Source organism: Bacillus sp. UNCCL81 (assembly GCF_900112535.1).
In the GTDB taxonomy this organism is placed as follows: domain Bacteria; phylum Bacillota; class Bacilli; order Bacillales; family Bacillaceae_G; genus Gottfriedia; species Gottfriedia luciferensis_B.
Window position 1 is genome coordinate 371,507 of the sequence record NZ_FOMF01000004.1, and the last position, 24,174, is coordinate 395,680.

Consider the following 24,174-nt stretch of genomic DNA (forward strand, 5'->3'; position numbering starts at 1 on the left):
CTTAAATTGAACGCTGTTTCTTTAATGCAACTATATTTAAAGAAATAAATAATATTGAAAATCCAAGTAGGATTAATAATTGATATACAACATCAGAAAGTGACTGCCCTTTTATCATAATTCCTCTAAGAGCTTCTGCTCCATATGTCAGTGGTAAAATACCCCCGATAAATTTGAACCAATTGGGTAAAAATGCCGTTGAGAAAATACCTGAAAAAAGTATTTGCGGAACAGCAATAACTGGAATAAATTGTACAACCTGAAATTCATTATTTGCATATGCCGATAACAGCATACCAAGTGTAAGAGCAGTTAAAGATAATAGAATATTAACTACACAGACTTCCCATGCACTTCCTACATTATACATATCTAATACACTGATTGAAAAGACTGTTATGATGATTGATTGGATTAAAGCAAAAAATCCAAAGCCTAAAATATAACCAACAACAATTTCCCATCTTTTGACTGGTGTAACGAGTAATCTTTCAAGTGTTGTTGTTAATCTTTCCCTTACAAATGAAATACCTGATAAGATAAAAACAAATAAGAACGAGAAAAATCCAATAAAAATTGGTCCAATTGAATCAAATGATTCCATATTTTTGCTACCATAAATTGGGTCCATTACTATTTTAAGATTAGAAGGGGTATTTTCCTTAACTGCCGATTGAATTGCATCCATTACTGCAGTTGATCTTGCTTTATCTGTCCCTTCAAACTGTACAACTATTTCTCCTGATTTGAACAAAACAGCTCCGTCAAGATCCATATTTTTCAATTTATCTTCAATGTCTGAAGGATTTACATTTTTTACTTTCGCATAATCTTTTACAATTTGCTCAAATGCTGGAGGCGCATCTACTAGTGCTAAAGTTGGTTTTGTGTCATCTTGTTTTAAGATATAAGAAAATAAAAACAATAATACGATAGGAGCAACAAAAATCATTGCAAGGGATCTTCTATCTTTTAAAAATTGTTTTATTATACGTTTAGAAATAGCAAAGACTCTCATGAGCTCACCTCAGTATTAAAATATAGGTCTTCGATTTTGCCTGTTTTTGATTGCGAGATTAAATTTTCAGTAGTATCTAAAGCGATTAATTCACCTTCTCTAATTAATCCGATTCGTTCACATTTTTCAGCTTCTTCCATGATATGAGTTGTAATAATTATTGTAGTACCTTGTTTTTTCATCTCAAAAAATTGATTCCAAATTTGCTTTCTTAGAACTGGATCAATTCCAACTGTCGGTTCATCAAGGATTAATAATGTAGGTTTATGAAGGATTGAAATTGCAAGAGAAAGTCGTTTTTTCATTCCACCAGAATATTGATTAACTTGCTTGTTTAATGAGTCCTCTAACCCAACGATTTGGGCTACTTCTTGAATTCTTGATTTAAGTTCTTTACCTTTTAGATTATATAGGGCACCAAAGAAACTTAAATTATCAGCACCCGTTAAATCGCTATATAAAGCGTCAGATTGTCCCATATAGCCTATTGAAGGAAGGACTGTGAAATTAGGCATTTCATTATTGTAAACTAATACTTCGCCATTTGAACTTTTATCGATCCCAGCAATTAATTTTATTAAAGTTGTTTTACCAGAACCTGATGGACCTAAAATCCCAAATATCTCTCTTTCTTGAATGCTCATTGAAATATTTTTTAGCACAGCTCTTTTTCCAAATAAACGGTCAACATTTTGGATTTGAACAACATTGCTCATCTTATTCCTCCGTTCAAGTCTATTTCTTTTAAAGTACACCATAATGAGTGAGTACTCACTTTATATCTTTATCTTAATCCACTTTTTATTGCCAGTCAACAAAAAGTGAGTACTCACTCAATTGTATTTTAATAAAAAAAGAAAGATGACTATAAGACATCTTTCTTTAAACAATTTATAACGCTTTAATCATTTCCTCAACCATTAATGTAGAATTAACAGCAGCAGTATGAATGAATTGATCAAATGAAATATTTGATTCTTTCCCTGCAATATCAGACAATGCTCTTGTTACAACAAATGGTACTTTAAAAGCATAACAAACTTGTGCGATTGCAGCTGCTTCCATCTCTACAGCATACAGATCACCAAATTTCTCTTTTACAAAGTCAACTCTTACTGGATCGTTCATAAATGAATCACCAGTTACGATTAATCCTTCAACAACTTGGATACCATTAATTTTTTCAGCGCATTTTTTAGCGATAGACTTTAATTTATCATCAGAAGGGAATGCAGCTGGCATACCTGGAACTTGTCCATATTCATAATTGAATGCGGTAACGTCTACGTCATGATGACGCACCTCAGTTGAGATAACAACGTCCCCAACATTTAAATCCGTATGGAGTCCACCTGCAGATCCTGTGTTAATAACAACATCTGGCTGGTATTTTTCTAAAAGAATTGCTGTTGCCATTGCTGCATTAACTTTACCAATGCCAGACTTTAATAAAATTACTTCTTTTCCTTCGTATGTACCTATGTTATATTCTGAACCCGCAACTTCTTCTTTTCTTACATTGTCTAATTTATCGCGTAATACATGTACTTCTTCTTCCATTGCTCCAATAATAGCTATTTTCATTCTTTTAATTACCTACTTTCTCTTTCAAACTTTAATTATTTTACCATATAGCGACATATCATTCATCTTTAAGAATACGTACAACAAAAAACACTTTAATTCTTAAAAAGAAGGACATTCTTTTACTTTACCGGAGCTAGCTTACTATGTGGCGTAAGCTTACCATTTCTCCTGTAGGGCCTAAAAACTTCATTCCCTCGTTTAATACTTTAACTCATTTACTTCTTGTACCAAAATAGGTAGCCAGCCTTCTTTTACAACCCAGTGTAAGTATACGACATATTTATAGCTTAAGTCGTTTGTGGCAACGTATACTTTTATACTTTGTTGATCGAATCCTTGTTCAATATGCCAAACTGAATAATCTTCTTTTGTTAAAGAAATCGCATTTGATACTGCTTCTTCCATTTCATAAAAATCCTGAGACTTATGACTATAGTGAACTGTATGAGGTTCAATTTGTCTTGTTTTGTTAGGTGTCCATTCTTTTACAGTCGATTCTATAATATTTTCATCGTTTATTGAATCTTTAATGATCTCATTTACTTTTTCACGATATTTCGCTTGATATGGATTCGGTATATCAGTCATTTGCTTTGGTTCTTGAGCAATCGTAGTAATCTTAGCTTTTGCCGTATTAGGCTCTATCTTTTGTTGGTTAACAATCGGTAAAGCTATTTTTATCCCTAAATAGATGATTCCAAAAAGAAGTGGAATAAGTAATATTCTGTAAAAATAATTCCCACTTCGTACTCGTCTTAATTTTTGGACCCTTTTGTTTGGTTCAATCGAAGACATTGACAAAATCCTCCAAAAACAACTAATTTTTCCCTATTTTAACATAGAGTTAATTAATTAAAAAAGCTATTTTGTGTGGTTTTTATCAAAGTTATAGATAGATTTTATTAAACTTGTAACTGTGTCAGAAGTAGATGTAACTTCGTTTGAAACATTTAAACTAACTACAGCGAATGCATATCTTGGCTGATCATATGGAAAATACCCTGCAAACCATTTGTTTTGTTCGACTATTTTACCATCAACTACTTTTGTTTCAGCTGTACCACTTTTCCCTGCTAAAGTGTAAGGTAAACTAGTATATCGATTTCCTGTTCCTTTCGCATCCGTAACGACACCACGAAGTAACTCTCTTAATTGTTGCATTGAATCCGGAGCTAAATAATCATCTACTAATGTCTGTTCTGGAAATTTAAACATTTCTGTACCATTTTTATATAATACAGAATCGACTACTTTTACTTGTTTTGGGCTACCACCTCTTGCAATTGTAGCCATCATATTAGCTACGGCTAAAGGGGATACTTTTACATCCTGTTGCCCAATGGAAGTATTTAAGAGCTTATCACTTAAATAGTTTCCTACAAAATAAGTTGGTTTCCCTTCGTTTTGAAATTGACTAAAACTAGACTCATGATAGACAGATCCTGTCCATCCTACTGGACCATCTAAACCTAGCTTTTTGGCATATGTTTGAAACATATCTTTATTTTTTAAAGTTAATTGTTTACCTAATTGACCAAATGTGTAATTACAACTTTCATAGAAACTTTGTTGAAAAGTTAAATTTCCTTTACGCTTTTTCTCTTCATCTTCGTATTTACCAACTAGATTATTATTACAATTATACACTTGATTTTCTTTCACAATTCCTTGATCTATTGCGGCAGCCGCTACAACTGTTTTAAAGACAGAACCTGGTGTACTAGCTAATAGTGCATAATTAGTCGCCGTATTATCATTCGAAGAAAATAGTTTTTGGAAATTCATATTTGGTCGGCTAACCATTGCTAATAAATTGTTAGTCTTTACGTCAATTAACACTGCTGCACCTTTTTGAAGTTTAGCTTGATCAACAGCCTGTTCTAATATTTGTTGTAAATCTTTATCTAATGTAGTTGAAAGGGAAACTGGATAAAATGGATTACTAGGTTTCGCATATTTTACTTCATTTCCAAACATCGGTTTACCTAAATTATCTACGTGAAGCATTAAATTAGATGTGCCATCAGATTTTAAGAAATCTTCAAACTGAGCCTCTAAGCCAATTACCCCAAATTCTTTAGGTTTATAATCTCGATCACTTTCATACTGTTTTTCATATTGTTCTTTATTTTCTCTAGCTATTCCAATTAGGTGTTCTGCCAATTGTTTATCGTCTTTGTCTTGAGACAACATGGAAATAAGTCCAGAAACATGTAAATTATTTATTTCATCAATTTGTTCCGATGATAATGTTTTTGTCATTCCTTCTAATGTAAAAGGTTCTTTTTTACCGTTAAACTGATTTTTAATAGCTGCAACCGGTACTCCTGTAATCGACGATAATTTATCAATCGGCCAATCGATTGTTTTTAAAAATGGAAATAAAATAACTTTTGGAGTGTAAGCTGCACTTAATAATTTTCCATTTCGGTCAAGTATTTTTCCACGTCCATTATCAATCCGAAACTGAAATGTTCTTTGAGCAACACTTCGTTCGATTAGATTTACCTTTTGTGGGCCAAAATTCTTTTGATGTAGTACACTAATATCTAAACATCTGTATACGATTAAAGAAAAAAGTAACGAAATTATAATTAATATGGCTTTTATCCGTCTATGCATATAAAAAACACCTCATCTACAGTGTAGACGGGGTGTTCTTTTTTCAAACAATTAAATTGTTAAACAAATCAAATTATTTAACAGCAAGAATTCTTACTTGCATATCTCCACCTGGAGTATTAACTGTCACTTCTTCACCAACAGTTTTGCCTAATAAGCTTTTTGCGATTGGAGAATCATTTGAAATTTTACCTTCAAATGGATCAGCCTCAGCACTACCTACAATTGTGTAAGTTTCTTCGTCACCAGCTGGCAATTCTAAGAAAGTTACAGATTTACCTAAAGTTACTGTATCTGATGCATCATTATTTTCAGTAATAATTTCAGCATTACGGATCATATTTTCTAAAGTTGTAATACGACCTTCAACAAATGCTTGTTCATCTTTTGCAGCATCGTATTCAGAGTTCTCTGAAAGGTCACCAAAGCTACGAGCAATTTTAATACGCTCTACTACTTCAGCACGCTTTACTGTTTTTAAGTTTTCTAATTCTTGTTCTAATTTTTGTTTCCCAGCTAAAGTCATAGGGAATTTTTTTTCGTTAGCCATTTTGTACACTCCTTTTAGTATCCACCGTTTCTTTTATGTAGAACTTCTAAATATATGTTTATACAATGTAGTTGTACAAACAGTGTATGAGAATAATTTATGAAACATTCAACTTATGAAAACGCATTCTTTTATATAGAAAGATGAAGAAGTTAGTGCTTCTCCATCTTTCCAAAATTATATTTAGGAATTATTCTCTCATATGAACGTATTATAATACACTTACTCTTTCAAGTATAGTCTGAATTTTTGTAGCCATTAAATCAATAGCCACAAAGTTCTGACCGCCTTCTGGTATGATAATATCTGCGAATTTCTTAGATGGTTCACAGAATTGATTATGCATAGGGCGTACAACATTTACATATTGATCTACCACAGAATCAACTGTTCTTCCACGTTCTTTTATATCTCGTTGTATTCGACGAAGTATTCGTAAGTCAGCATCCGTATCTACAAATATCTTTATATCCATTAAGTCACGTAAACGCTCGTCTTCTAGTACTAGAATACCTTCTAAAATTATAACTTCTTTTGGTTCTACAGGGATTGTTTCTGAAGATCTTGTATGAATTGTATAGTCATATACAGGTTTTTCAATTGCTTTGTATTGCAATAAATCTTTTATATGCTCAATAAACAAATCATTATCAAATGCTAATGGATGGTCATAATTTGTTTTCAATCTTTCTTCCATTGGTAAATGCGTTTGATCTCTATAATAAGAATCTTGCTGAATCATTAAAATTGAATGACCTTTAAATTGATCATAAATTGCTTTTGTTACAGAAGTTTTACCAGAGCCAGTCCCTCCAGCAATTCCAATTACAATGGGCTTATTCCCCATACTTCAATCCCTCTTTCTTATCAAACTAACTTTTTTCTCATCATGTTGTAAGGATAAACTTTTTGATCCACTTTAATTTTTACAATTTCTAATGGATGTCTTGCAGCGTCTACTTCTGTTTCATCTTCATTGACAATTACACCAACTGTTTGTTTGAAGTTTTCAATTTCAGGTCCAAAGAATTCAATTTGATCACCTGGCTTGAAGTAGTTACGTTGTTGGATTGTTGCGATACCAGTTTCATCATCATAGTCTAATACAAGACCTGCAAAATCATACGTAGTTTTTTTGCTATGATTTCCATACATTTGCTCTTTCATTCCTGGGAATCCTTCAAAGAATGAAGAAGCAGTGTCACGATTAGCACATTTATCTAGTTCTTCAACCCATTCTTCTTTAAATTCAAAGTTTTCTGGGTCAGCACAATATGCATCAATTATTTTACGATAAACGGATACAACTGTTGCTACGTAATGAATTGATTTCATACGGCCTTCAATTTTTAAACTATCTACACCCATTTCAATAAATTTAGGAATTGAACGTAATAAATTTAAATCTTTCGGGCTCATTGCAAATGGTGCATCTTCTTCAGCAAATAAAGCATTTTCTGATGCATCCGGATTTTGTGACTCAGTTTGGACTAAATCATAATCCCAACGACATGATTGACAGCATCCACCACGATTCGAATCACGTGCAGTCATATGATTACTCAAAGTACAACGGCCAGAATAAGCAATACACATTGCTCCATGAATAAATGTTTCAATTTCAACGTCTACTTTTTCTTTAATTTCTTTTATTTCTTCATAGCTCGTCTCACGTGCTAATACTAATCGATGTAATCCTTCTTCTTTCCAGTACTGAGCAGCACGATAATTTGATAAAGATTGTTGTGTACTTAAATGTACTTCTAATTTAGGTGCAGCTTCTTTACATGTTTCAATAATATATGGGTCAGCTACAATAATACCCGTAACTCCAGCAGCTTCAATTCCTTGTAAATACTCAACTAATCCGTCCATGTTTTCGTTATGAGCAAATATATTTGTTGTTACATAAATTTTCGCATTAAATTTGTTTGCAAATTCTACTCCTTCAGCCATTTCTTCAATAGAGAAGTTATCTGCATTCGAACGTAAACCGAACTCTCTACCACCAATAAATACAGCATCTGCGCCATATCTTACTGCAATTTTTAATTTTTCTAAATTACCAGCCGGTGCTAATAGCTCAGGTTTCTTCACGATTACACGTTTGCCATCAACTATTTTATCTAATTGTCCAATTGCCATTATTAGTCCTCCTCTTTAATACAGGGAAGGTACAAGGTTCTAGGATACTGTTTTTACTGATTTCTAGAATTCCCTGGCTTTCCTGCTTTTCCATCATTAATCTAAACTCTATTAATACACTGTTTCTTTAAAGAAAAATCCTGTATCCAGTGGTCTGTTAATAGGTTGGATTGCTTCGATTTTGTCGAAAAGTTCGTCTTTGATTTCTTCGTAGGCCCCGCGGTCTTCTACACATAGGTCTATAGCTTGTCTATATAGTTTTGTAACTTCAATGATATACTCTGAAGATTTTAAGACACCATCAATTTTGAATGAATCAATACCTGCATCAACTAATTCTTCTAACTCGTTAACAATACAAATATCATTTGGACTCATAATATGAGTACCATTTTGATCTTCAAAAATTGGATATTTATTATTACGTTCGTGGTCAACTAAGAACATATTTTCTTCATATTTTTTTTGTTCAACGATTTCTAAATTCTTACCTTGGTATTCAAAATAGTTACCAACAAGTGAACGTTTTGATTGGAACATAGCAGTTATTCCATGTACTTGTACTTCGATTTCTACCTTAGCATTTTCTTTAATTTCAGCAACAGCTTCAAAGCTTAATTCTCTAGCTAATACCGCACGTTTTGATCCACGTTTACCCCAGTAATTACAAGTAAACCAGTTTGTAGCCGTTGTTTCCGTATTCCAATGTAATTGCATATTAGGTGCAATCGCACGCACTGACATAAGAACTGCAGGATCTCCGAATACAATTGCATCTACATTTGCATCTCTTAAAAAAGCAATATAATCTTCAATTTCATCAAGAATTTCATTATGGTAAACGCCATTCATAGCTACATATACTTTTACATTTTTTTTATGTGCAATTTCTACCGCTTCTTTTACAGCTTCACGATTAAATTCGCCCGCTAAGCGTAATCCAAAACGTTGTTCACCAATAATAACTGCGTCTGCACCTGCATCAGCTAATTTATCTATATCACTTAGGTTAGTTGGCGTAACTAATAATTCAGGCTTAATCATTATTAACTCCCCTTTTCTTACTAATAGCAACTCCATCACCTATTGGTATAATTGTCGAATCATACTTAGGGTGATTCATTAGCCATTCATTGTAATTTTGAATCTTTTTTATTAAAGCTTTCTTTCGTCGATCATCAACTAAATCCGCACTTTCAGCAACTTGGCCTTTAAATAAAACATTATCTGATATGATAACGCCTCTGTCTGATAACAAAGGCTCATATAATTCAAAAAATCGTTTATACTGAGCTTTAGCTGCATCGATAAAAATAACATCATATTGTCTGTTTTCAGGCAATTTTTCTTTTAAAAGTAAAGCATCACCTTCTAAAAGTAGAATTCGATTACTGTAATCACTTCGCTCAATAAACTCTTTTGCTTTTCGAATTCTCTCTGCGTTTCGCTCCATTGTAACAATCTTCACATTTGGAAACTCTTTTGCCATTCGAATACTTGAATAACCTATCGCACTTCCAATTTCAAGAATTGAAGTTGGCTGTATTAAATAAAGTAAACCAAGCATAAATTCCATGCCTGCTTTATCCATGATCGGCACATGATGCTCAAATGCATATGTTTCCATTTCTTCTATAAAAGGTTCTCTATGTTTATAAAAATTCGCCAAGTATTGACGAACTAAAACGTCATTCATTGCTTATAAAGCCTCCAATAGAAATACAACCTTGTCTTAAAACAAGGTGTAAGTAAAATTTCTGTGTATCTGAATTTTTTTAGACCCGTAATATTCTAACATAAAAAAAAGACCCTTGGCTAGTACCAAGAATTGTAGCAACGCTTTCACTGTTTTTTAATTTACAAAATTCCTCAGTAGACTATTTATACTACTGAGGAATTTAATATTTTGTATACAAGTATTTCCAACTTTTTATTTTATATGCTTTTCTTTTTCAGTATTGTGCTCTGCTAACGATTTTGTAAAGATTACTTTACCTGTTTTATCTGCAAGGAAATATAGATAATCTGATTTAGCAGGCTCAAGAGCGGCTACTATACTATCAACGCCAGCACTTGCGATTGGTCCTACCGGTAACCCTTTAACGTAATAGGTATTATAAGGAGATTTAACTTCTAAATCTTTATATAATACACGTTCTTTATGTTTACCAAGTGCATACAAAACTGTTGGATCCGTTTGTAACGGCATTCCTATTTTAAGTCGATTATAAAATACACTTGAAATTAACTTTCGATCGGTTGTACCAGTTGCTTCTTCCTCAATTAACGAGGCCATTGTTAATGTCTGATGAGGCGTAAGTTTTTTATTACTCATTTCTGCTTTATATTGGTCTAAAATTTTCACTGTTTCATTTAGCATAGGTGTGATAATTTCCTCTAAGCTCGGAGTAAAATCCCCATACATATAAGTTGAAGGATATAAGTACCCCTCTAATGGATAGCGAATTCCAGGTTTAAAAATATCATTCGTTATTAATTGAGGGAACTTTTTTTGTAGCCCCTGAATAAATGATTTATCATTCAACTGTTTTAGTACAGCTGCTTGATCTAATTTAAATTCTTTTGCAATAATCGCTGCAATTTCGTTTATTTGAGAACCTTCGGGAATCATTAAATCCTTTACAGCAACCTGATATTTACCACCTACCTGTAAGTGGTTTACAATCGTTGCAACCCCTTGGTTTTCGCTAAAATGATAATTCCCTGATTTTAGACTAGCTTTGTTATGCAACTTCACATATAGTTTAAAAATTGATGTATTTTTTATTAAGTTTTTCTTTTTAAAAATTGCTGCAATATTATCAACAGAGCTTCCTTCAGGAATTGTTACCAATTTAATTTGTTTATTTGCTGAATTAACAGGTTTTAACATATATTTATAAGTTGCAAAACCCGCTCCAACTACGACAATACAAGCAATAATTAAATATGTAAAAATAAGCATACCTTTGCTTTTTTTATTTGTATTCTTGTATCCATTCTTATCAAAATCATTAAATGACAAACTTATCTACCTCCTTTTCCACGTTATAGTATACTACAAATATGTGCTAAATCGGCAATTTTCTACATAAAAAAAATGCTAAACACTTTTATAAGCGCTTAGCATTTTTAAATCCAGAGATATTATTCTCCTTCTTCTTCGTCAAAGAAAGTGTTTAATACTTCTTCAACCATTTCCCACTCTTCGTCAGATTCGATTGGATATAACTCTCCATCTTCTCCATCTTCTGCAGGAATGAAGCTAGATGCATGATAGATTGGGTCTCCATCTTCATCAAACTCTTGTCCAACTGGACTATAAATTACGTATGATTTACCATAATCATCTGATTCAAAAGTCATGATAATATTACAAAGAATCTCATTACCTTCCTCATCGATGATTGTAATTTGTCTGTCTTCACCGTGTTCCATTTATATCACCTCAATTATTTTAATCCTTTTATGTATAAGTGAATAGTTGGAGGGGCCGACCATAAGTACTAATGCAAATACTCTTGTTGTCGGCCAATCTCCATTCTACTTTATCACTTTATACTATCTAAGTAGTTTTGTAAAATAACTACTGCTGCCATTTTATCAATTACTTGTTTTCTTTTCTTACGACTTACGTCAGCAGAGATTAGAAAACGTTCGGCAGCCATTGTTGAAAGTCTTTCATCCCATAGTATAACCGGAAGATTGAATTCTTCTTCAATCATTTTTCCAAAACGCGTACAAGCTTCACCGCGTTCTCCAATACTTCCGTTCATATTTTTAGGTAAGCCTACAACTATTTTTTCGATTTCGTAGCTGTCGATGATTTCTTTTAGTCGGTCTAGTCCAAATTTCTGACGTTCTTCATCAATTTTTACTGTCTCAATACCTTGAGCTGTCCAACCAAGAGCATCACTTACAGCTACACCAATTGTTTTAGTACCTACATCTAGCCCAAGTGCTCTCATTAATTATTCTCCACGATGTTGTAGTAAGTAAGATTTAACTAATTCTTCAATGATTTCATCACGTTCTAATTTTTTCATCATACTTCTTGCGTCATTGTGACGAGGAATGTATGCAGGATCACCTGATAATAAGTATCCTACTATTTGATTGATTGGATTATAGCCTTTTTCTTGTAACGCGTCATGAACCTTTAACAAAACTTCATTAACTCGTATATCTTGACCTTCATCTTGCAAACTAAACTTCATCGTTTTATCAAATGAATCCATACAAAGCACCCCACTTATCCGTATATTTTTAGCTAATTACATTGTACCATTTTTATTACGCAGTTACGAATCAGCTAAAAATTTTTATATCTGTTATTGTACACGATTTTTGTATTATTTTGAAATCGTGTTCATCCATTTTTCAACAAAAGCAACAGCCTCGTCTAATTTTGAAGGATCTTTACCGCCAGCTTGAGCCATATCAGGACGGCCTCCGCCTCCTCCACCACAAATTGAAGCAGCTTCTTTTATTAGATTTCCTGCATGATATCCTTGACCTACTAAATCTTTTGTAACACCAGCAATTAAGTTAACTTTACCTTCATTAGCAGAACCAAGTAATACAACAACAGAACCAATTTTATTTTTAAGGTCATCAACCATTGTGCGAAGACTATTCATATCTGCTCCATTTACTTTAGCAGCAACGAATTTTACTCCATTTACTTCTTTCACGTTATTACTAATATTTCCTGCTTCAATATTACTTAATTTTGAAGAAAGTGATTCATTCTCTTTTTGTACTTGTTTTAAATCTGATTGTAAAGTTTCAATACGAGCAACAACGTCTTTTGTATTTGATTTTAAAAGGCTAGCTGCCTCTTTAAGTTGACCAATTTGTTCTTGCATATATTCATAAGCTGATTTGCCAGTTACTGCCTCTATACGGCGCGTACCAGCTCCAATACCTGACTCAGAAATTATTTTAAATGTACCGATCGATGCTGTGTTATCAACATGACAACCACCACATAGTTCAAGACTATAATCTCCAACTTGTACTACTCGTACTACATCACCATATTTTTCACCGAATAATGCCATTGCACCCATTGCTTTTGCTTCAGCAATTGCTTTTTCAGAAATTTGAACAGGGATGCTTTCCCAAATTTTTTCATTCACAATTTTTTCAATTGTTTCAAGTTCTTCAGACGTTACTTGACCGAAATGCGAGAAGTCAAAACGTAAACGTTCTTGGTTTACTAATGAACCTGCTTGATTTACATGAGTTCCAAGTACATCCTTTAATGCTTGGTGTAATAAGTGAGTAGCTGTGTGGTTCTTTACAATGCTTGAACGGTTAGCTTTATTGATTGTTGATTCAACTTTAGCACCAACTGATAACGCACCTTCAACAACTTTCACTCGATGTAAATTTTGACCGTTTGGAGCTTTTTGAACATCAAGTACTTCTACCTTTAAACCAGGAGCAGTTAAAGTTCCACGGTCTGCAATTTGACCCCCACTTTCAGCGTAGAAAGGCGTTACATCAAGAATTAAATGAGCTTCTTCTCCATTTGCTACATCTTCAACTTTTTCTCCGTCTTGTACTAGAACAAGTACTGTAGATTCAACCGAACCTTCGCTATACCCGACAAAAGCTGAAGTTTCTTTGATTTCACGAAGTGCTTCACTTTGTACCTGCATTGAGTCAACATCTTGTCTTGCAGAACGAGCACGCTCACGTTGTTTTTCCATTTCAACTTCGAAACCGTCATGATCAACTGTTAATCCTTCTTCTTCTGCATATTCTTCTGTTAATTCAATTGGGAATCCATATGTGTCATAAAGACGGAAAACATCTTCACCTTTAATTACAGTACTTCCTTTAGCTTTTGCATCTTTCATTACATTTGTAAGAAGTGATAATCCTTCATGTAATGTTTCATGGAAACGCTCTTCCTCATTTTTAATTACTTTTTGAATGAACGGTACTTTTTCTTTTACATTTGGATAGTAGCTTTCCATGATTTCAGCAACAACTGGAACAAGTTCAAACATAAATGGACGCTCAATACCTAATTTTTTAGCAAAACGAACTGCACGACGGATTAATCGACGTAATACATATCCACGACCTTCATTTGAAGGAAGAGCGCCATCTGCAACAGCAAAAGATACTGTACGTATATGGTCAGCAATTACTTTAAAAGCAGTATCTTGATCTAATTGTCCATTTCGATATTTTTTACCAGAAATTGTTTCAACAACATTGATAATTGGCATAAATAAATCAGTATCAAAGTTTGTGTCTACTTCTTGTATTACACTTGCCATACGTTCTAAGCCCATACCAGTATCAATGTTTTTATTTGGTAATTCAGGGTATTCTTTACGGTCTAAACCATCTTTTGAATTAAATTGAGAGAATACAATATTCCAAATTTCTAAATATCGATCATTTTCTAAATCCTCTTTTAATAATTTAATTCCAATGTTTTCTGGATCATATTTTGTTCCACGATCATAGAAAATCTCTGTACATGGTCCACATGGTCCTTCACCAATTTCCCAGAAGTTACCTTCTAACAGGATAATATGCTCAGGATTTAATCCTAATTTAATCCATAAATCATACGTATCTTTATCTTCTGGATAAACAGTAACGTATAATTTTTCTTTTTCAAAACCAAACCATTCAGATGAAGTTAAAAGCTCCCAACCCCATGTTACAGCTTCTTCACGGAAATAATCTCCGATTGAGAAATTACCTAGCATTTCAAAAAATGTATGGTGACGAGCTGTTTTCCCAACATTCTCAATATCATTTGTTCGAATTGATTTTTGTGAATTTGTTATTCTTGGATTCTCTGGAATTACTCGACCATCAAAATATTTTTTTAATGTCGCTACACCACTATTAATCCATAATAAAGTTGGATCTTCTACTGGTACTAAAGATGCACTTGGCTCAATAGAGTGACCTTTTTCTTTAAAGAAGTCTAAGTACATTTGGCGAATTTGAGCAGCAGTTAGCTTTTTCATTATATTAACCTCCATTTAGTAAATTTATAATGTTATAAAAACAAAAAAATCCCGTCCCTAAAACAGGGACGAGATGTACTCGCGATACCACCCTGATTATGAATAGAAAGCTAGTTGCTTAGGCAAAATGCCTCAAAGTCTATTCATCACCTCAAGAGACCGTAACGTGGTCTGACGCGTCAGTGATTAGCTGCATTCAGGAGTAGCTTTTCTGTCACCCTTCATTAAAGTTTCTTTCAGCCTAGGAAACTTCTCTCTTATGCATAAGCTTAAATGGTTTAGTGACATACTTGTTCCTTCAAAATTTTGCAAATATAAATTGTATGAAAAAATAGTATCATTGTCAAAAATGAAAGTCAAGTTGAGAGACGTTCTTTTCTATTGCTGTAATAGCGAATAACAGAAATAATGACAACTAATAATGGAACTGCAATTAACAAACCAATAAAACCAGCTATTTCACCTGCGACTAATAATGAAAACATAATAATAACTGGATGAGTATGAATTGATTTTCCAATTATAAGCGGAGAAAGGACGTTACCTTCAATCAATTGTAAAACAATTATAGTAATACCTACTCTAATTAATAAACCGGTCCCTTCCGAAGCGGCTAGAAACAAGGTTGGTACAGCTCCAATAACCGGTCCGAAATACGGAATGATATCTGTTATTCCTATGACAACTCCTAATACTAGAGCATATTTCATTCGAACAATCCATAGAAAGATTGTTGCTAATACAAACAATAAAAAGCAAACTAATATTTGACCACGAATATATTTTCCAAATGTATTATTTAGTTCTTTTGCCAAACCTTTTGCTTCATATCGCCATTTGTAAGGGATAATTTTCCAAAACATTTTCGATAAGACCTTATAGTCTTTTAAAAAGTAAAAAACGATAAACGGAATGATAAAGAGTGAAATAATATTATTTACTAATTGCTTCATCCATTCACCAGATTTACTCAATAATGATAATCCCGATTTTTCAGCACCATTAATCATTAAATCAATACGATTATGAAGAAAAATTGGCATCCTCGAAGTCTTTCGTTCGATTTTTGATAAAAAATTATCATATAATGCCATTACTTTAGGAAAAGCTCTTAAAATATCTTGCCACTGTTGTTTAAAAATAGGGAGTAATAAATAAAGCCCAAGTACACACCCTCCAAAAAATAATAAATAAATCAATAAAATCGCAATTACTCGTTTTATCCCTTTATTATGAATATATTCAATTGCTGGATGTAGCAAATAAGCAATGATTAACCCAATCAAAAATGGAACCATCGATTTTAAAACACCAATTACAATATGTAAATAAACCGGTTTTAAATAATAAAAAACGATTCCAACTAATCCAATTAACAAAATTAAACATAGTCGATATATCCACTTTAACTTTAAACCGTCCATAAAAAACCTCCATACTGGTAATAGTATGGAGAATTTCGATTAAATTATGTGACTCGTTAAAAAATTTGCGAAGTCTTCCCTCTTCACTACATTCAATACACATTTCGTTTTTGCCTCTTTTTCAATGATTGTTAGTTCTTTTGGAAATTCCTTCTCTACACCAATTGTCATATAAACTAATTTCTCTTGTGCTCGCCTAGATCTAGCATTTGACGCTTTTGCACCAGCAAAAACATAGTCCATTTTCAACTCGTTAAAAGCAATTTTTAAAATTTCAATTTTCGAAGCTTCATTATACCCTTGTCCCCAAAATGGAACCCCTATCCAAGTGCCGATATGACAAATTCCATCTCCTCGGTCAATGTGCTTTAAACTTGTTATACCGACAACCTCATCTTGCTCATTTAAAATTATCCGATTTATTACTTTACCGTCTAATTCCTGCTGAACAATATAACTTATAAATCCAATTGTATCCTCAATACGATCTACTTTTATTCCCAAAACATCTTTCACACCTGGATCTGATGATAACTTAAAAACCTGCTCTGCATACTTTAAATCATTCTTAACAAGCTTAACTCCCACTCCCATATTTACCATCTCTTTTCCATGTTTTTATAAATGATAAAAGAAGATGATCATTTTCTCAATGAAAAAATTTTAAATATATTGGGAATGTATGATTAGGATTGGATTTAATACATTGATTTAATACATTGAAAAAAACAAAGCACATGTCGTAAATATGGTTATATTATCAACAAACTAAGTAATTGTTTTATTCTTGAGAAGTTAAAAATTTTTAGAGTTAATTATTAGAAAACAAGTTCAAATTATTATTATAAGTTGATACTCGATCTTAATTGAACTATATACTGATTAGCTGTTAAGCTACTCTAGTAAAAGGATATTAAATTAGGTTTTTTAGTGTAACTTTTTTCAATGAATAAGTTGATTGGAACGGAGGGGTGCTCGACTCCTATGGGATAAGCGGGAAGGCTGAGACCCCGCAGGCTTGCCGAGGAGGCTAAAGAATCTCGCCCCATGGAAAGCGAGCACCCCGTAGTGGAAATCAACCTCACTCGGCTCCTTTTACGAAAATTTGATTATTTTTTTGACAGTAAAAAAGCACATGCCCCTATAGACATGCGCTAAAAAAATTAAAGCATTTTTTTCAATGACTTTCTCATACGTTTCATATTCTTTGAAGTAAGCCATTTGTTATCGTACATTAACTTCATCGCAAGTGCACCTGCACCTAAACCTAAACCTAATAAAGAGCTTTTTCTAGCCATCAATTACCCACTCCTACATACTAAGTTTTCGATCCTCTTCGTCAAATAAATCATCCAACGAACTTAACGTACCATCTTCTTCAACTTGGTGGGTATAAATTATCCCTTTATTAATTGTTAGTTCAATATAACATCCCCAACAATAATATTGATTTACACCTATTTTCCCTAAGTCTTTACTATGACAATTTGGACAAATCACAACGCTCGCTCCCTTAGCCTAAAAAAGGCAATGTTTCTAAGCATTGTGACCAAATTTTCATAAAAATATACGTTAGTACAGGAATCGTCTTGCACTATATATTCTTAGTCATTTACATGAAATCATAAGGTGAAAGATTTGGTAATTCGTCTGAAAGCTGAAATGGTAAATCTTCGTTTAGTTGCACTTCACCATTTTCAATCCCTTTTAGTTTCATACATAGAGTAGTTTGTCTTTGACCATCATCTGTTCTTCCAATACCTTGAATAAATGCATCTTGTTCACCGCACATGATTAAGAACTTCTTGCTTCTTGTCACTGCAGTGTAAATTAAATTTCTTCGAAGCATTCGATAATAACTTTTGACAATTGGAAGCACAATAATATCAAATTCACTACCTTGAGACTTATGAATTGAACAACAGTAAGCAAGAGTTAATTGAGAAAAATCTGGTCTAGTATAAGTCACTTCATTTCCATCAAATGAAACGATTATAATATCTTGTTGTTCTACATTTTCTTTAGCGAAAAAAATGTTTACAATTTCACCCATATCTCCATTAAAAACATTATTTTCAGGAACGTTTACAAGTTGGAGAACTTTGTCACCTGTACGAAAAGTAGTATCACCAAAATTCATTTCACGTTGCTTTTCCCTTTTAGGGTTAAACACTTCTTGCAGCCCTTCATTTAAAGCATCAATTCCTGCTGGACCACGATACATCGGCGCTAATACTTGGATATCTCTTACAGGAAAACCTTTTTTATTGGCATTTTCACACACTTTTTTGACGACTTCAACAACTTGTTGGCTTGAACAACCGATAAATGAACGATCTTTTCTTTGTTCAAATAAATCCTCAGATATTGTTCCATCTTTTATATAATGTGCAAGCGTAATAATCGAAGAATCTTCTGATTGACGGTAAATATCTTTTAATCGTACGGTTGGAACTGTACCAGAGTTTAATAAATCCTTTAAGACTTGACCTGGACCAACAGAAGGTAATTGATCCTCATCCCCTACAAAAATGACTTGGCATCCTTCTGGAATGCTTTTGAGTAATTGATTCCCTAACCAAACATCGACCATTGAAAACTCATCAATGATTAGTAACTTTCCATTTAAAGGATTTTCCTCATGATGGCTAAACTCCCCTTCTCTTGTCCAACCGAGTAAACGATGGATTGTTACTGCCGGTAATCCAGTTGCTTCACTCATTCTTTTTGCCGCTCTACCTGTAGGTGCAGCAAGCAAATAAGGGAATGGATCATCTTTCGGGTAAGAATGCTGATCTAATGATAAATCATGGATTGTTGAAAACAGATTAACGATTCCTTTAATAACTGTCGTTTTACCTGTCCCTGGTCCACCTGTAAGGACCATCATAGCTGACTCCATTGCCTTTTTGATTGCTTGTGCTTGTGAAGGGGCATATTTTACATTCATTTTTGATTCGAGGTCTTCTAGCTCTTTTGCAAATCTAGTTTCAGTCATTTCACCTAAATCTGGAGCACTGCTTAATAATTTTTGGATCGCATTTACAATGCCCTTCTCAGCGTAATAAAGAGCGGCTAGATAGATTCTCTCGTCTTCCATTACTAGCTTTCCGTCTGCTACCAATCGTTTCATTTCCCGAGAAATGTCGACTGGTTCGACAAGCTCTTTATCTTGTTTCATTAATAATTGTCTAGTTTCATCAATAAACTGATCTTGCGTTATATAAACATGTCCTTCTTGCATCGATAAATGTTCTAAAATATAAATACAACCCGCTCGTATCCGATCTGGATGATTTCCCGTAATACCGATTGCTCGACCAATTTCATCTGCTCTTCCAAACCCAATCCCATCCACATCTTCAATTAACTTAAATGGATTTGTTCTGATAACATCTAGAGTTGATTCATTATAGGTCTTATAAATTTTAATCGATAAACCCGTTCCAATACCGTAGCTACTTAAAAAGCTGATTACTTTTTCAAGACCTTGATGAGATAAAATTGTTTCATAAATTTCTTTAGCTTTAGATTTTGCCAGCCCGGGAACACCTTCTAAGCTATCAGCATTATCTAAAATTTTATTAATTGCACCTTCACCTAAATGGTCAACGATTTTTTCAGCTGTTCTTTTCCCAATTCCTTTAAACAAATCTGAGGATAAATATTGAATAACACCTTTTTTAGTAGATGGAAGCTCTTTTTCAAATGATGATATTTGAAATTGTTTACCATACCTCGGATGGTCTTTTACAATCCCTTTAAATGTATATGTTTCATCTTCATTCATCCTTGGAATATTCCCAGTAATTGTCATTTCCTGTTCACAATTTGATAAATTTGTATCAACTACTTTTATCTTTGCAACAGTATAAAAATTTTCTGCATTATAAAAGATGATTGTTGTGATATGCCCTTTAATATATGGTGTCTCATCAACAAACAATTCCATTTCACTTTGGGTTTGCACTTTTTCCACCTCCCCGTACTTACACAACTAAACTAGCTTCATTCTACTTCTTTATTTTCAATTACTTTTAAAGCATGCATAGCAAGCATATGATCATCTTGGCATTCAATCGCTTTATTAAAATGGTCTTTCGCAGTTGTAACTTGATCATTAAACATCGCAATTATGCCTAGATTATAATGTGCATCAGCATGAAGTTCATCTAATTGTAAAACCTTTTCTAAATTAACCTTTGCTTCATCTAACATTTCCAATTTAGCTAAAGTAAGGCCGTATTGGAATAATGCGTCTACATCTTGATCATCTAGCTCAATCGCTCGTTGAAAAAATGGAAGTGCAAAACGATCTTCGCCATTATTAACACAGCATAAACCAATCATAAAATGGACATCACTATCATTCATGCCAAGTTTCACACAATGTTGAAAATGTTTTTTAGCTAATTCAAATTTACCATCTTCAAAATACACTGTTCCAACTGCATAATGCGCTGCTGCCAATTCAGGATCAATTTCTAAAGCCTTTTCAAAAAAAAGACAAGCTCGTTCTACATCTCCCATCGATAGTAAAAGTTGACCAAAATTAACATACGCTAATGAATTAGTAGGATTTTCTTCAATTTCTTTCGTTAAAAAATTAGCTGCATCCTCTAAGTTCCCCTCTTGCAGGGCTTCTACGCCACGTTCAAAATTATTCATCTATAACACCTCTATGTATTTTCTTTCAATTATTTTTGACAGACTCCATTTTCTATACTAATCAGTTTAAGAAACTTAATATATCTATTTAACACTATCACACCATAGTATACATTTCAAAGGAACGTTTCTTCAAAATTCCTGCGAAAAATTATGTATTTCCATTCAAAAAAACAACCCCAACCATTATGATTGGGGTAAATAGATTTATCTTAAATAAGTTAATTCATTACCATCGATAAATGCACGATCAATTGTTCCTCCACCTAGACAGTCTGTCCCATCATAAAATACAACGGCTTGGCCAGGAGTGATTGCACGAATTTTTTCGTGGCAAAGAATTCTTACAGAGTTATCATCTAAGATGTGAACTGTTACTTCGTTATCTTCAGAGCGATAACGGAATTTAGCAGTACATGTAAATGAACCTTCTTTCGGTTTATCTGATGTCCAACTAATATCAGAAGCAAGTACTTCATTACTATAAAGTAACTCATTATGAAAACCTTGTTCAACTAATAAAATATTATTTTTTAAGTCTTTTCCTACAACGAACCAAGGGTCTCCATTTCCACCGATTCCAAGTCCATGACGTTGACCAATTGTATAATACATAAGTCCATCATGTTTACCTTTAACTTCCCCGTTCATTGTTCTCATTTCACCAGGTTGCGCAGGTAAATAATTACTTAGAAATTCTTTAAAGTTACGTTCACCTATGAAGCAAATTCCAGTACTGTCTTTTTTCTTAGCTGTAGCTAAATCTGCCTCTTCAGCAATTTTACGAATTTCAGGCTTTAAATAGCCTCCAAGTGGAAACATAACTTTCGATAGTTGTTCTTGGCCAAGTTGATTTAAGAAATAAGTTTGGTCTTTATTGCTATCAATTCCTCGTAACATTTTAAATTCATCGTCACGGAACTCAACTCCAGCATAATGACCTGTCGCTACGTAATCTGCTCCTAGCTCCATTGCATGTTCAAGAAATGCTTTAAACTTAATTTCTTTATTACACATTACGTCTGGGTTTGGTGTTCTACCTTTTTTATATTCATCTAAGAAATAAGTAAACACTTTATCCCAATATTGCTTTTCAAAATTCACTGCATAATACGGAATTCCTATTTGATTACAAACTGCAATTACATCTTCATAATCCTCAGTTGCTGTACATACGCCAAATTCATCTGTGTCATCCCAGTTTTTCATAAAAATACCGATGACATCATATCCTTGTTGTTTCAATAAATATGCTGTTACAGATGAATCTACACCACCTGACATTCCTACTACTACGCGAGTGTCTTTTGGATCTTTTTTATTCATAAATAATATCCCCTCGCACTATAAAATTTTATATTTTAACTAATCGTTTTACAATTGAAGATACACGTTCTCCAAGTATACGGATTTGTTCTTCTGTATTTCCATAACCAAAGCTGAACCGGACCGAAGAACGTATTTTAGGTGAATCTATTCCAAACATTTCAACTAAAACATGTGATGGATCTATACTACCAGCAGTGCAAGCAGACCCGCTTGAAGCTGCTATACCTGATAAATCAAGGTTTACCAAAAATGATTCAATTGAAATATCTTCGAAGGATAAGTTTAACACATGCGGTGCAAAAAACGACTCATTTCCATTCTTTTCAAAACGAATTCCATTTTCTTTTAGAACATTCATTAAAATTTCATGGAAACGCAAATAGCTTTCTATCCGTTCATCTCTTCCGATGTGAATTACTTCTACTGCTTTAGCTAATCCAACAATACCAGGTACATTTTCTGTACCCGCACGACGTTTACGCTCTTGCTGACCGCCATATTGTAATTGTGTAAAAATTGCATTTTCACTTACATAAAGAAAACCTACACCTTTAGGTCCATTAATTTTATGTGAGGAAATGGATAATAAGTCGACACCAAGTTCTTCAACATTAATTGGAATTAAACCGTAAGCTTGTACTGCATCTGTATGGAAATGAGCTTTATGGTCACTAAGAAGTTCACCAATTTCTTTAATTGGTTGAACTGTTCCTATTTCATTATTAACCATCATAATTGATACTAAAATTGTATCATCACGAAGTGCAGCCTTTACATCCTCTACATTTACGCGGCCTGTATGATCAACTGGTAAATACGTAACCTCAAAGCCTTTCTTTTCAAGAGCCTGGCATGTATGTAATATAGCATGATGCTCGATGCTAGAGGTAATAATGTGCTTACCATATTTTTGATTCGCATAAGCAGCACCTAAAACAGCAAGGTTATCACTTTCCGTTCCACCACTTGTAAAAATAATTTCGTTAACTTTTGATCCTATACTATTAGCACAAATCATGCGTGCAGTATCAATCTTTTGACGAGCTTGTCGGCCAAATGAATGAATACTAGATGGATTTCCAAAAGTCTCTTGCATTTCTACAACCATCTTTTCAATTACTTCTGGATGCATTGGAGAAGTCGCAGCATGATCTACATAAATACGTTCCATTTTTATTAAATCCTTTCTTTATGAAGCGTTCACCTATTTTGAACGCACTAAAATTAAATATAAAACATATATCCATTTAAATCATCAGATTCTAATTTTGCTAAATCCTCAAGACTCGTATGGTCTAACACTTCATTAATCGCTTTTTGTACACGTGTCCATAACTCTCTTTGTGCAGGATTTTCATCTTCAAGATTTTCGATTGGAGATAGTGAACCTTCAAGTGCAGTTATTACTTCACCTGCAGAAATTTCATTCGGTTCCTTTGTTAAAATATACCCACCATATGCCCCGCGAATACTTTTAACTAATCCTGCATTACGTAATAATGAAATAATTTGTTCTAAATAATGCTCTGAAAGATTTTGTGCTTTCGCAATACTCTTGAGTGAAATTGGTTTATCACAATATCTTTTAGCTAATTCAATCATAACTGTCAGTCCGTATCTTCCCTTAGTTGAAATCTTCATTAATTCACTCCGTTCAATAAACTGTATCTCTTATTTTTATCAGATTTATCCTATTTTTAAACTGTAGTAATACAATTATTGTACACTATTTATCCTATAAATTCACATACCAGGTAAAAAATGCACTATACCAATTGGAAAAGTGCAATATCGATCTAAAAAACTGTAAGTAAAATTTTTTAGTTT

24 protein-coding genes are annotated in these 24,174 nt (G+C 33.3%); all 24 read right to left on the reverse strand.

Annotated elements, in window-relative coordinates; all coding sequences use genetic code 11:
* Position 1 precedes the first annotated feature (1 nt).
* Positions 2-1,018, reverse strand: coding sequence for an ABC transporter permease (locus BM319_RS11255; protein WP_069035124.1), 1,017 nt, complete (start codon positions 1,016-1,018; stop codon positions 2-4).
* Positions 1,015-1,734, reverse strand: coding sequence for an ABC transporter ATP-binding protein (locus BM319_RS11260; protein WP_069035125.1), 720 nt, complete (start codon positions 1,732-1,734; stop codon positions 1,015-1,017). Before BM319_RS11260 ends, BM319_RS11255 begins: the two co-directional genes overlap by 4 nt.
* A gap of 175 nt (positions 1,735-1,909) precedes the next feature.
* Entirely contained in the window at positions 1,910-2,602 is a 693-nt protein-coding gene (gene mtnN, locus BM319_RS11265) for a 5'-methylthioadenosine/S-adenosylhomocysteine nucleosidase (RefSeq protein WP_069035126.1), read from the reverse strand.
* 201 nt (positions 2,603-2,803) lie between these two features.
* Positions 2,804-3,400 carry a YrrS family protein gene (locus tag BM319_RS11270; RefSeq protein ID WP_069035127.1) on the reverse strand — a complete coding sequence of 199 codons (597 nt, stop codon included), beginning with the start codon at positions 3,398-3,400 and terminating at the stop codon, positions 2,804-2,806.
* 66 nt (positions 3,401-3,466) lie between these two features.
* Positions 3,467-5,227, reverse strand: a complete 1,761-nt coding sequence (locus BM319_RS11275) for a peptidoglycan D,D-transpeptidase FtsI family protein (RefSeq protein ID WP_069035128.1) — start codon at positions 5,225-5,227, stop codon at positions 3,467-3,469.
* A 73-nt stretch (positions 5,228-5,300) separates the two neighbouring features.
* Entirely contained in the window at positions 5,301-5,777 is a 477-nt protein-coding gene (gene greA / locus BM319_RS11280; RefSeq protein ID WP_056472726.1) for a transcription elongation factor GreA, read from the reverse strand.
* Positions 5,778-5,988: 211 nt separating this feature from the next.
* Positions 5,989-6,624: a uridine kinase gene (udk, locus tag BM319_RS11285; protein ID WP_056472723.1), complete on the reverse strand. Its 636-nt coding sequence runs from the start codon at positions 6,622-6,624 to the stop codon at positions 5,989-5,991.
* Positions 6,625-6,644: 20 nt separating this feature from the next.
* A complete protein-coding gene (locus BM319_RS11290) occupies positions 6,645-7,922 on the reverse strand; it encodes a peptidase U32 family protein (RefSeq protein ID WP_069035129.1) in 1,278 nt (425 codons plus the stop codon).
* Positions 7,923-8,033: 111 nt separating this feature from the next.
* Complete coding sequence (locus BM319_RS11295; RefSeq protein ID WP_091022695.1) at positions 8,034-8,966, reverse strand: peptidase U32 family protein; 933 nt, start codon at positions 8,964-8,966, stop codon at positions 8,034-8,036.
* Positions 8,959-9,618 carry an O-methyltransferase gene (locus BM319_RS11300; protein WP_091022697.1) on the reverse strand — a complete coding sequence of 220 codons (660 nt, stop codon included), beginning with the start codon at positions 9,616-9,618 and terminating at the stop codon, positions 8,959-8,961. The genes BM319_RS11295 and BM319_RS11300 overlap by 8 nt, the downstream gene beginning before the upstream one ends.
* Before the next feature lie 234 nt (positions 9,619-9,852).
* Positions 9,853-10,887 (reverse strand): endolytic transglycosylase MltG, encoded by a 1,035-nt coding sequence (gene mltG / locus BM319_RS11305; protein WP_069035229.1) that lies wholly within the window; start codon positions 10,885-10,887, stop codon positions 9,853-9,855.
* Between the two features lie 182 nt (positions 10,888-11,069).
* Positions 11,070-11,360, reverse strand: coding sequence for a DUF1292 domain-containing protein (locus BM319_RS11310; RefSeq protein ID WP_056472710.1), 291 nt, complete (start codon positions 11,358-11,360; stop codon positions 11,070-11,072).
* 113 nt (positions 11,361-11,473) lie between these two features.
* Positions 11,474-11,890: a Holliday junction resolvase RuvX gene (gene ruvX, locus BM319_RS11315; RefSeq protein WP_069035132.1), complete on the reverse strand. Its 417-nt coding sequence runs from the start codon at positions 11,888-11,890 to the stop codon at positions 11,474-11,476.
* 3 nt (positions 11,891-11,893) lie between these two features.
* Positions 11,894-12,160: an IreB family regulatory phosphoprotein gene (locus tag BM319_RS11320; protein ID WP_069035133.1), complete on the reverse strand. Its 267-nt coding sequence runs from the start codon at positions 12,158-12,160 to the stop codon at positions 11,894-11,896.
* Positions 12,161-12,274: 114 nt separating this feature from the next.
* On the reverse strand, positions 12,275-14,926 hold the full coding sequence (gene alaS / locus BM319_RS11325; RefSeq protein WP_069035134.1) for an alanine--tRNA ligase: 2,652 nt from the start codon (positions 14,924-14,926) through the stop codon (positions 12,275-12,277).
* A gap of 356 nt (positions 14,927-15,282) precedes the next feature.
* Positions 15,283-16,350 (reverse strand): AI-2E family transporter, encoded by a 1,068-nt coding sequence (locus BM319_RS11330; RefSeq protein WP_091022699.1) that lies wholly within the window; start codon positions 16,348-16,350, stop codon positions 15,283-15,285.
* A 39-nt stretch (positions 16,351-16,389) separates the two neighbouring features.
* Positions 16,390-16,944 carry a GNAT family N-acetyltransferase gene (locus tag BM319_RS11335; protein ID WP_091022701.1) on the reverse strand — a complete coding sequence of 185 codons (555 nt, stop codon included), beginning with the start codon at positions 16,942-16,944 and terminating at the stop codon, positions 16,390-16,392.
* Between the two features lie 569 nt (positions 16,945-17,513).
* On the reverse strand, positions 17,514-17,648 hold the full coding sequence (locus BM319_RS11340; RefSeq protein WP_082459514.1) for a DUF3918 family protein: 135 nt from the start codon (positions 17,646-17,648) through the stop codon (positions 17,514-17,516).
* A 13-nt stretch (positions 17,649-17,661) separates the two neighbouring features.
* Entirely contained in the window at positions 17,662-17,850 is a 189-nt protein-coding gene (locus BM319_RS11345) for a YrzR-like zinc ribbon domain (protein ID WP_069035137.1), read from the reverse strand.
* Between the two features lie 112 nt (positions 17,851-17,962).
* Positions 17,963-20,320, reverse strand: coding sequence for an SF1B family DNA helicase RecD2 (gene recD2, locus BM319_RS11350; RefSeq protein ID WP_439097798.1), 2,358 nt, complete (start codon positions 20,318-20,320; stop codon positions 17,963-17,965).
* 38 nt (positions 20,321-20,358) lie between these two features.
* Complete coding sequence (locus tag BM319_RS11355) at positions 20,359-21,018, reverse strand: tetratricopeptide repeat protein (protein WP_091022703.1); 660 nt, start codon at positions 21,016-21,018, stop codon at positions 20,359-20,361.
* 207 nt (positions 21,019-21,225) lie between these two features.
* Positions 21,226-22,344 carry a tRNA 2-thiouridine(34) synthase MnmA gene (gene mnmA, locus BM319_RS11360; protein ID WP_069035139.1) on the reverse strand — a complete coding sequence of 373 codons (1,119 nt, stop codon included), beginning with the start codon at positions 22,342-22,344 and terminating at the stop codon, positions 21,226-21,228.
* 28 nt (positions 22,345-22,372) lie between these two features.
* The gene (locus BM319_RS11365; protein WP_069035140.1) at positions 22,373-23,518 is read right to left on the reverse strand and encodes a cysteine desulfurase family protein; all 1,146 of its coding nucleotides are present in this window, start codon (positions 23,516-23,518) and stop codon (positions 22,373-22,375) included.
* Positions 23,519-23,571: 53 nt separating this feature from the next.
* Complete coding sequence (cymR, locus tag BM319_RS11370) at positions 23,572-23,988, reverse strand: cysteine metabolism transcriptional regulator CymR (RefSeq protein ID WP_056472685.1); 417 nt, start codon at positions 23,986-23,988, stop codon at positions 23,572-23,574.
* Positions 23,989-24,174 lie beyond the last annotated feature (186 nt).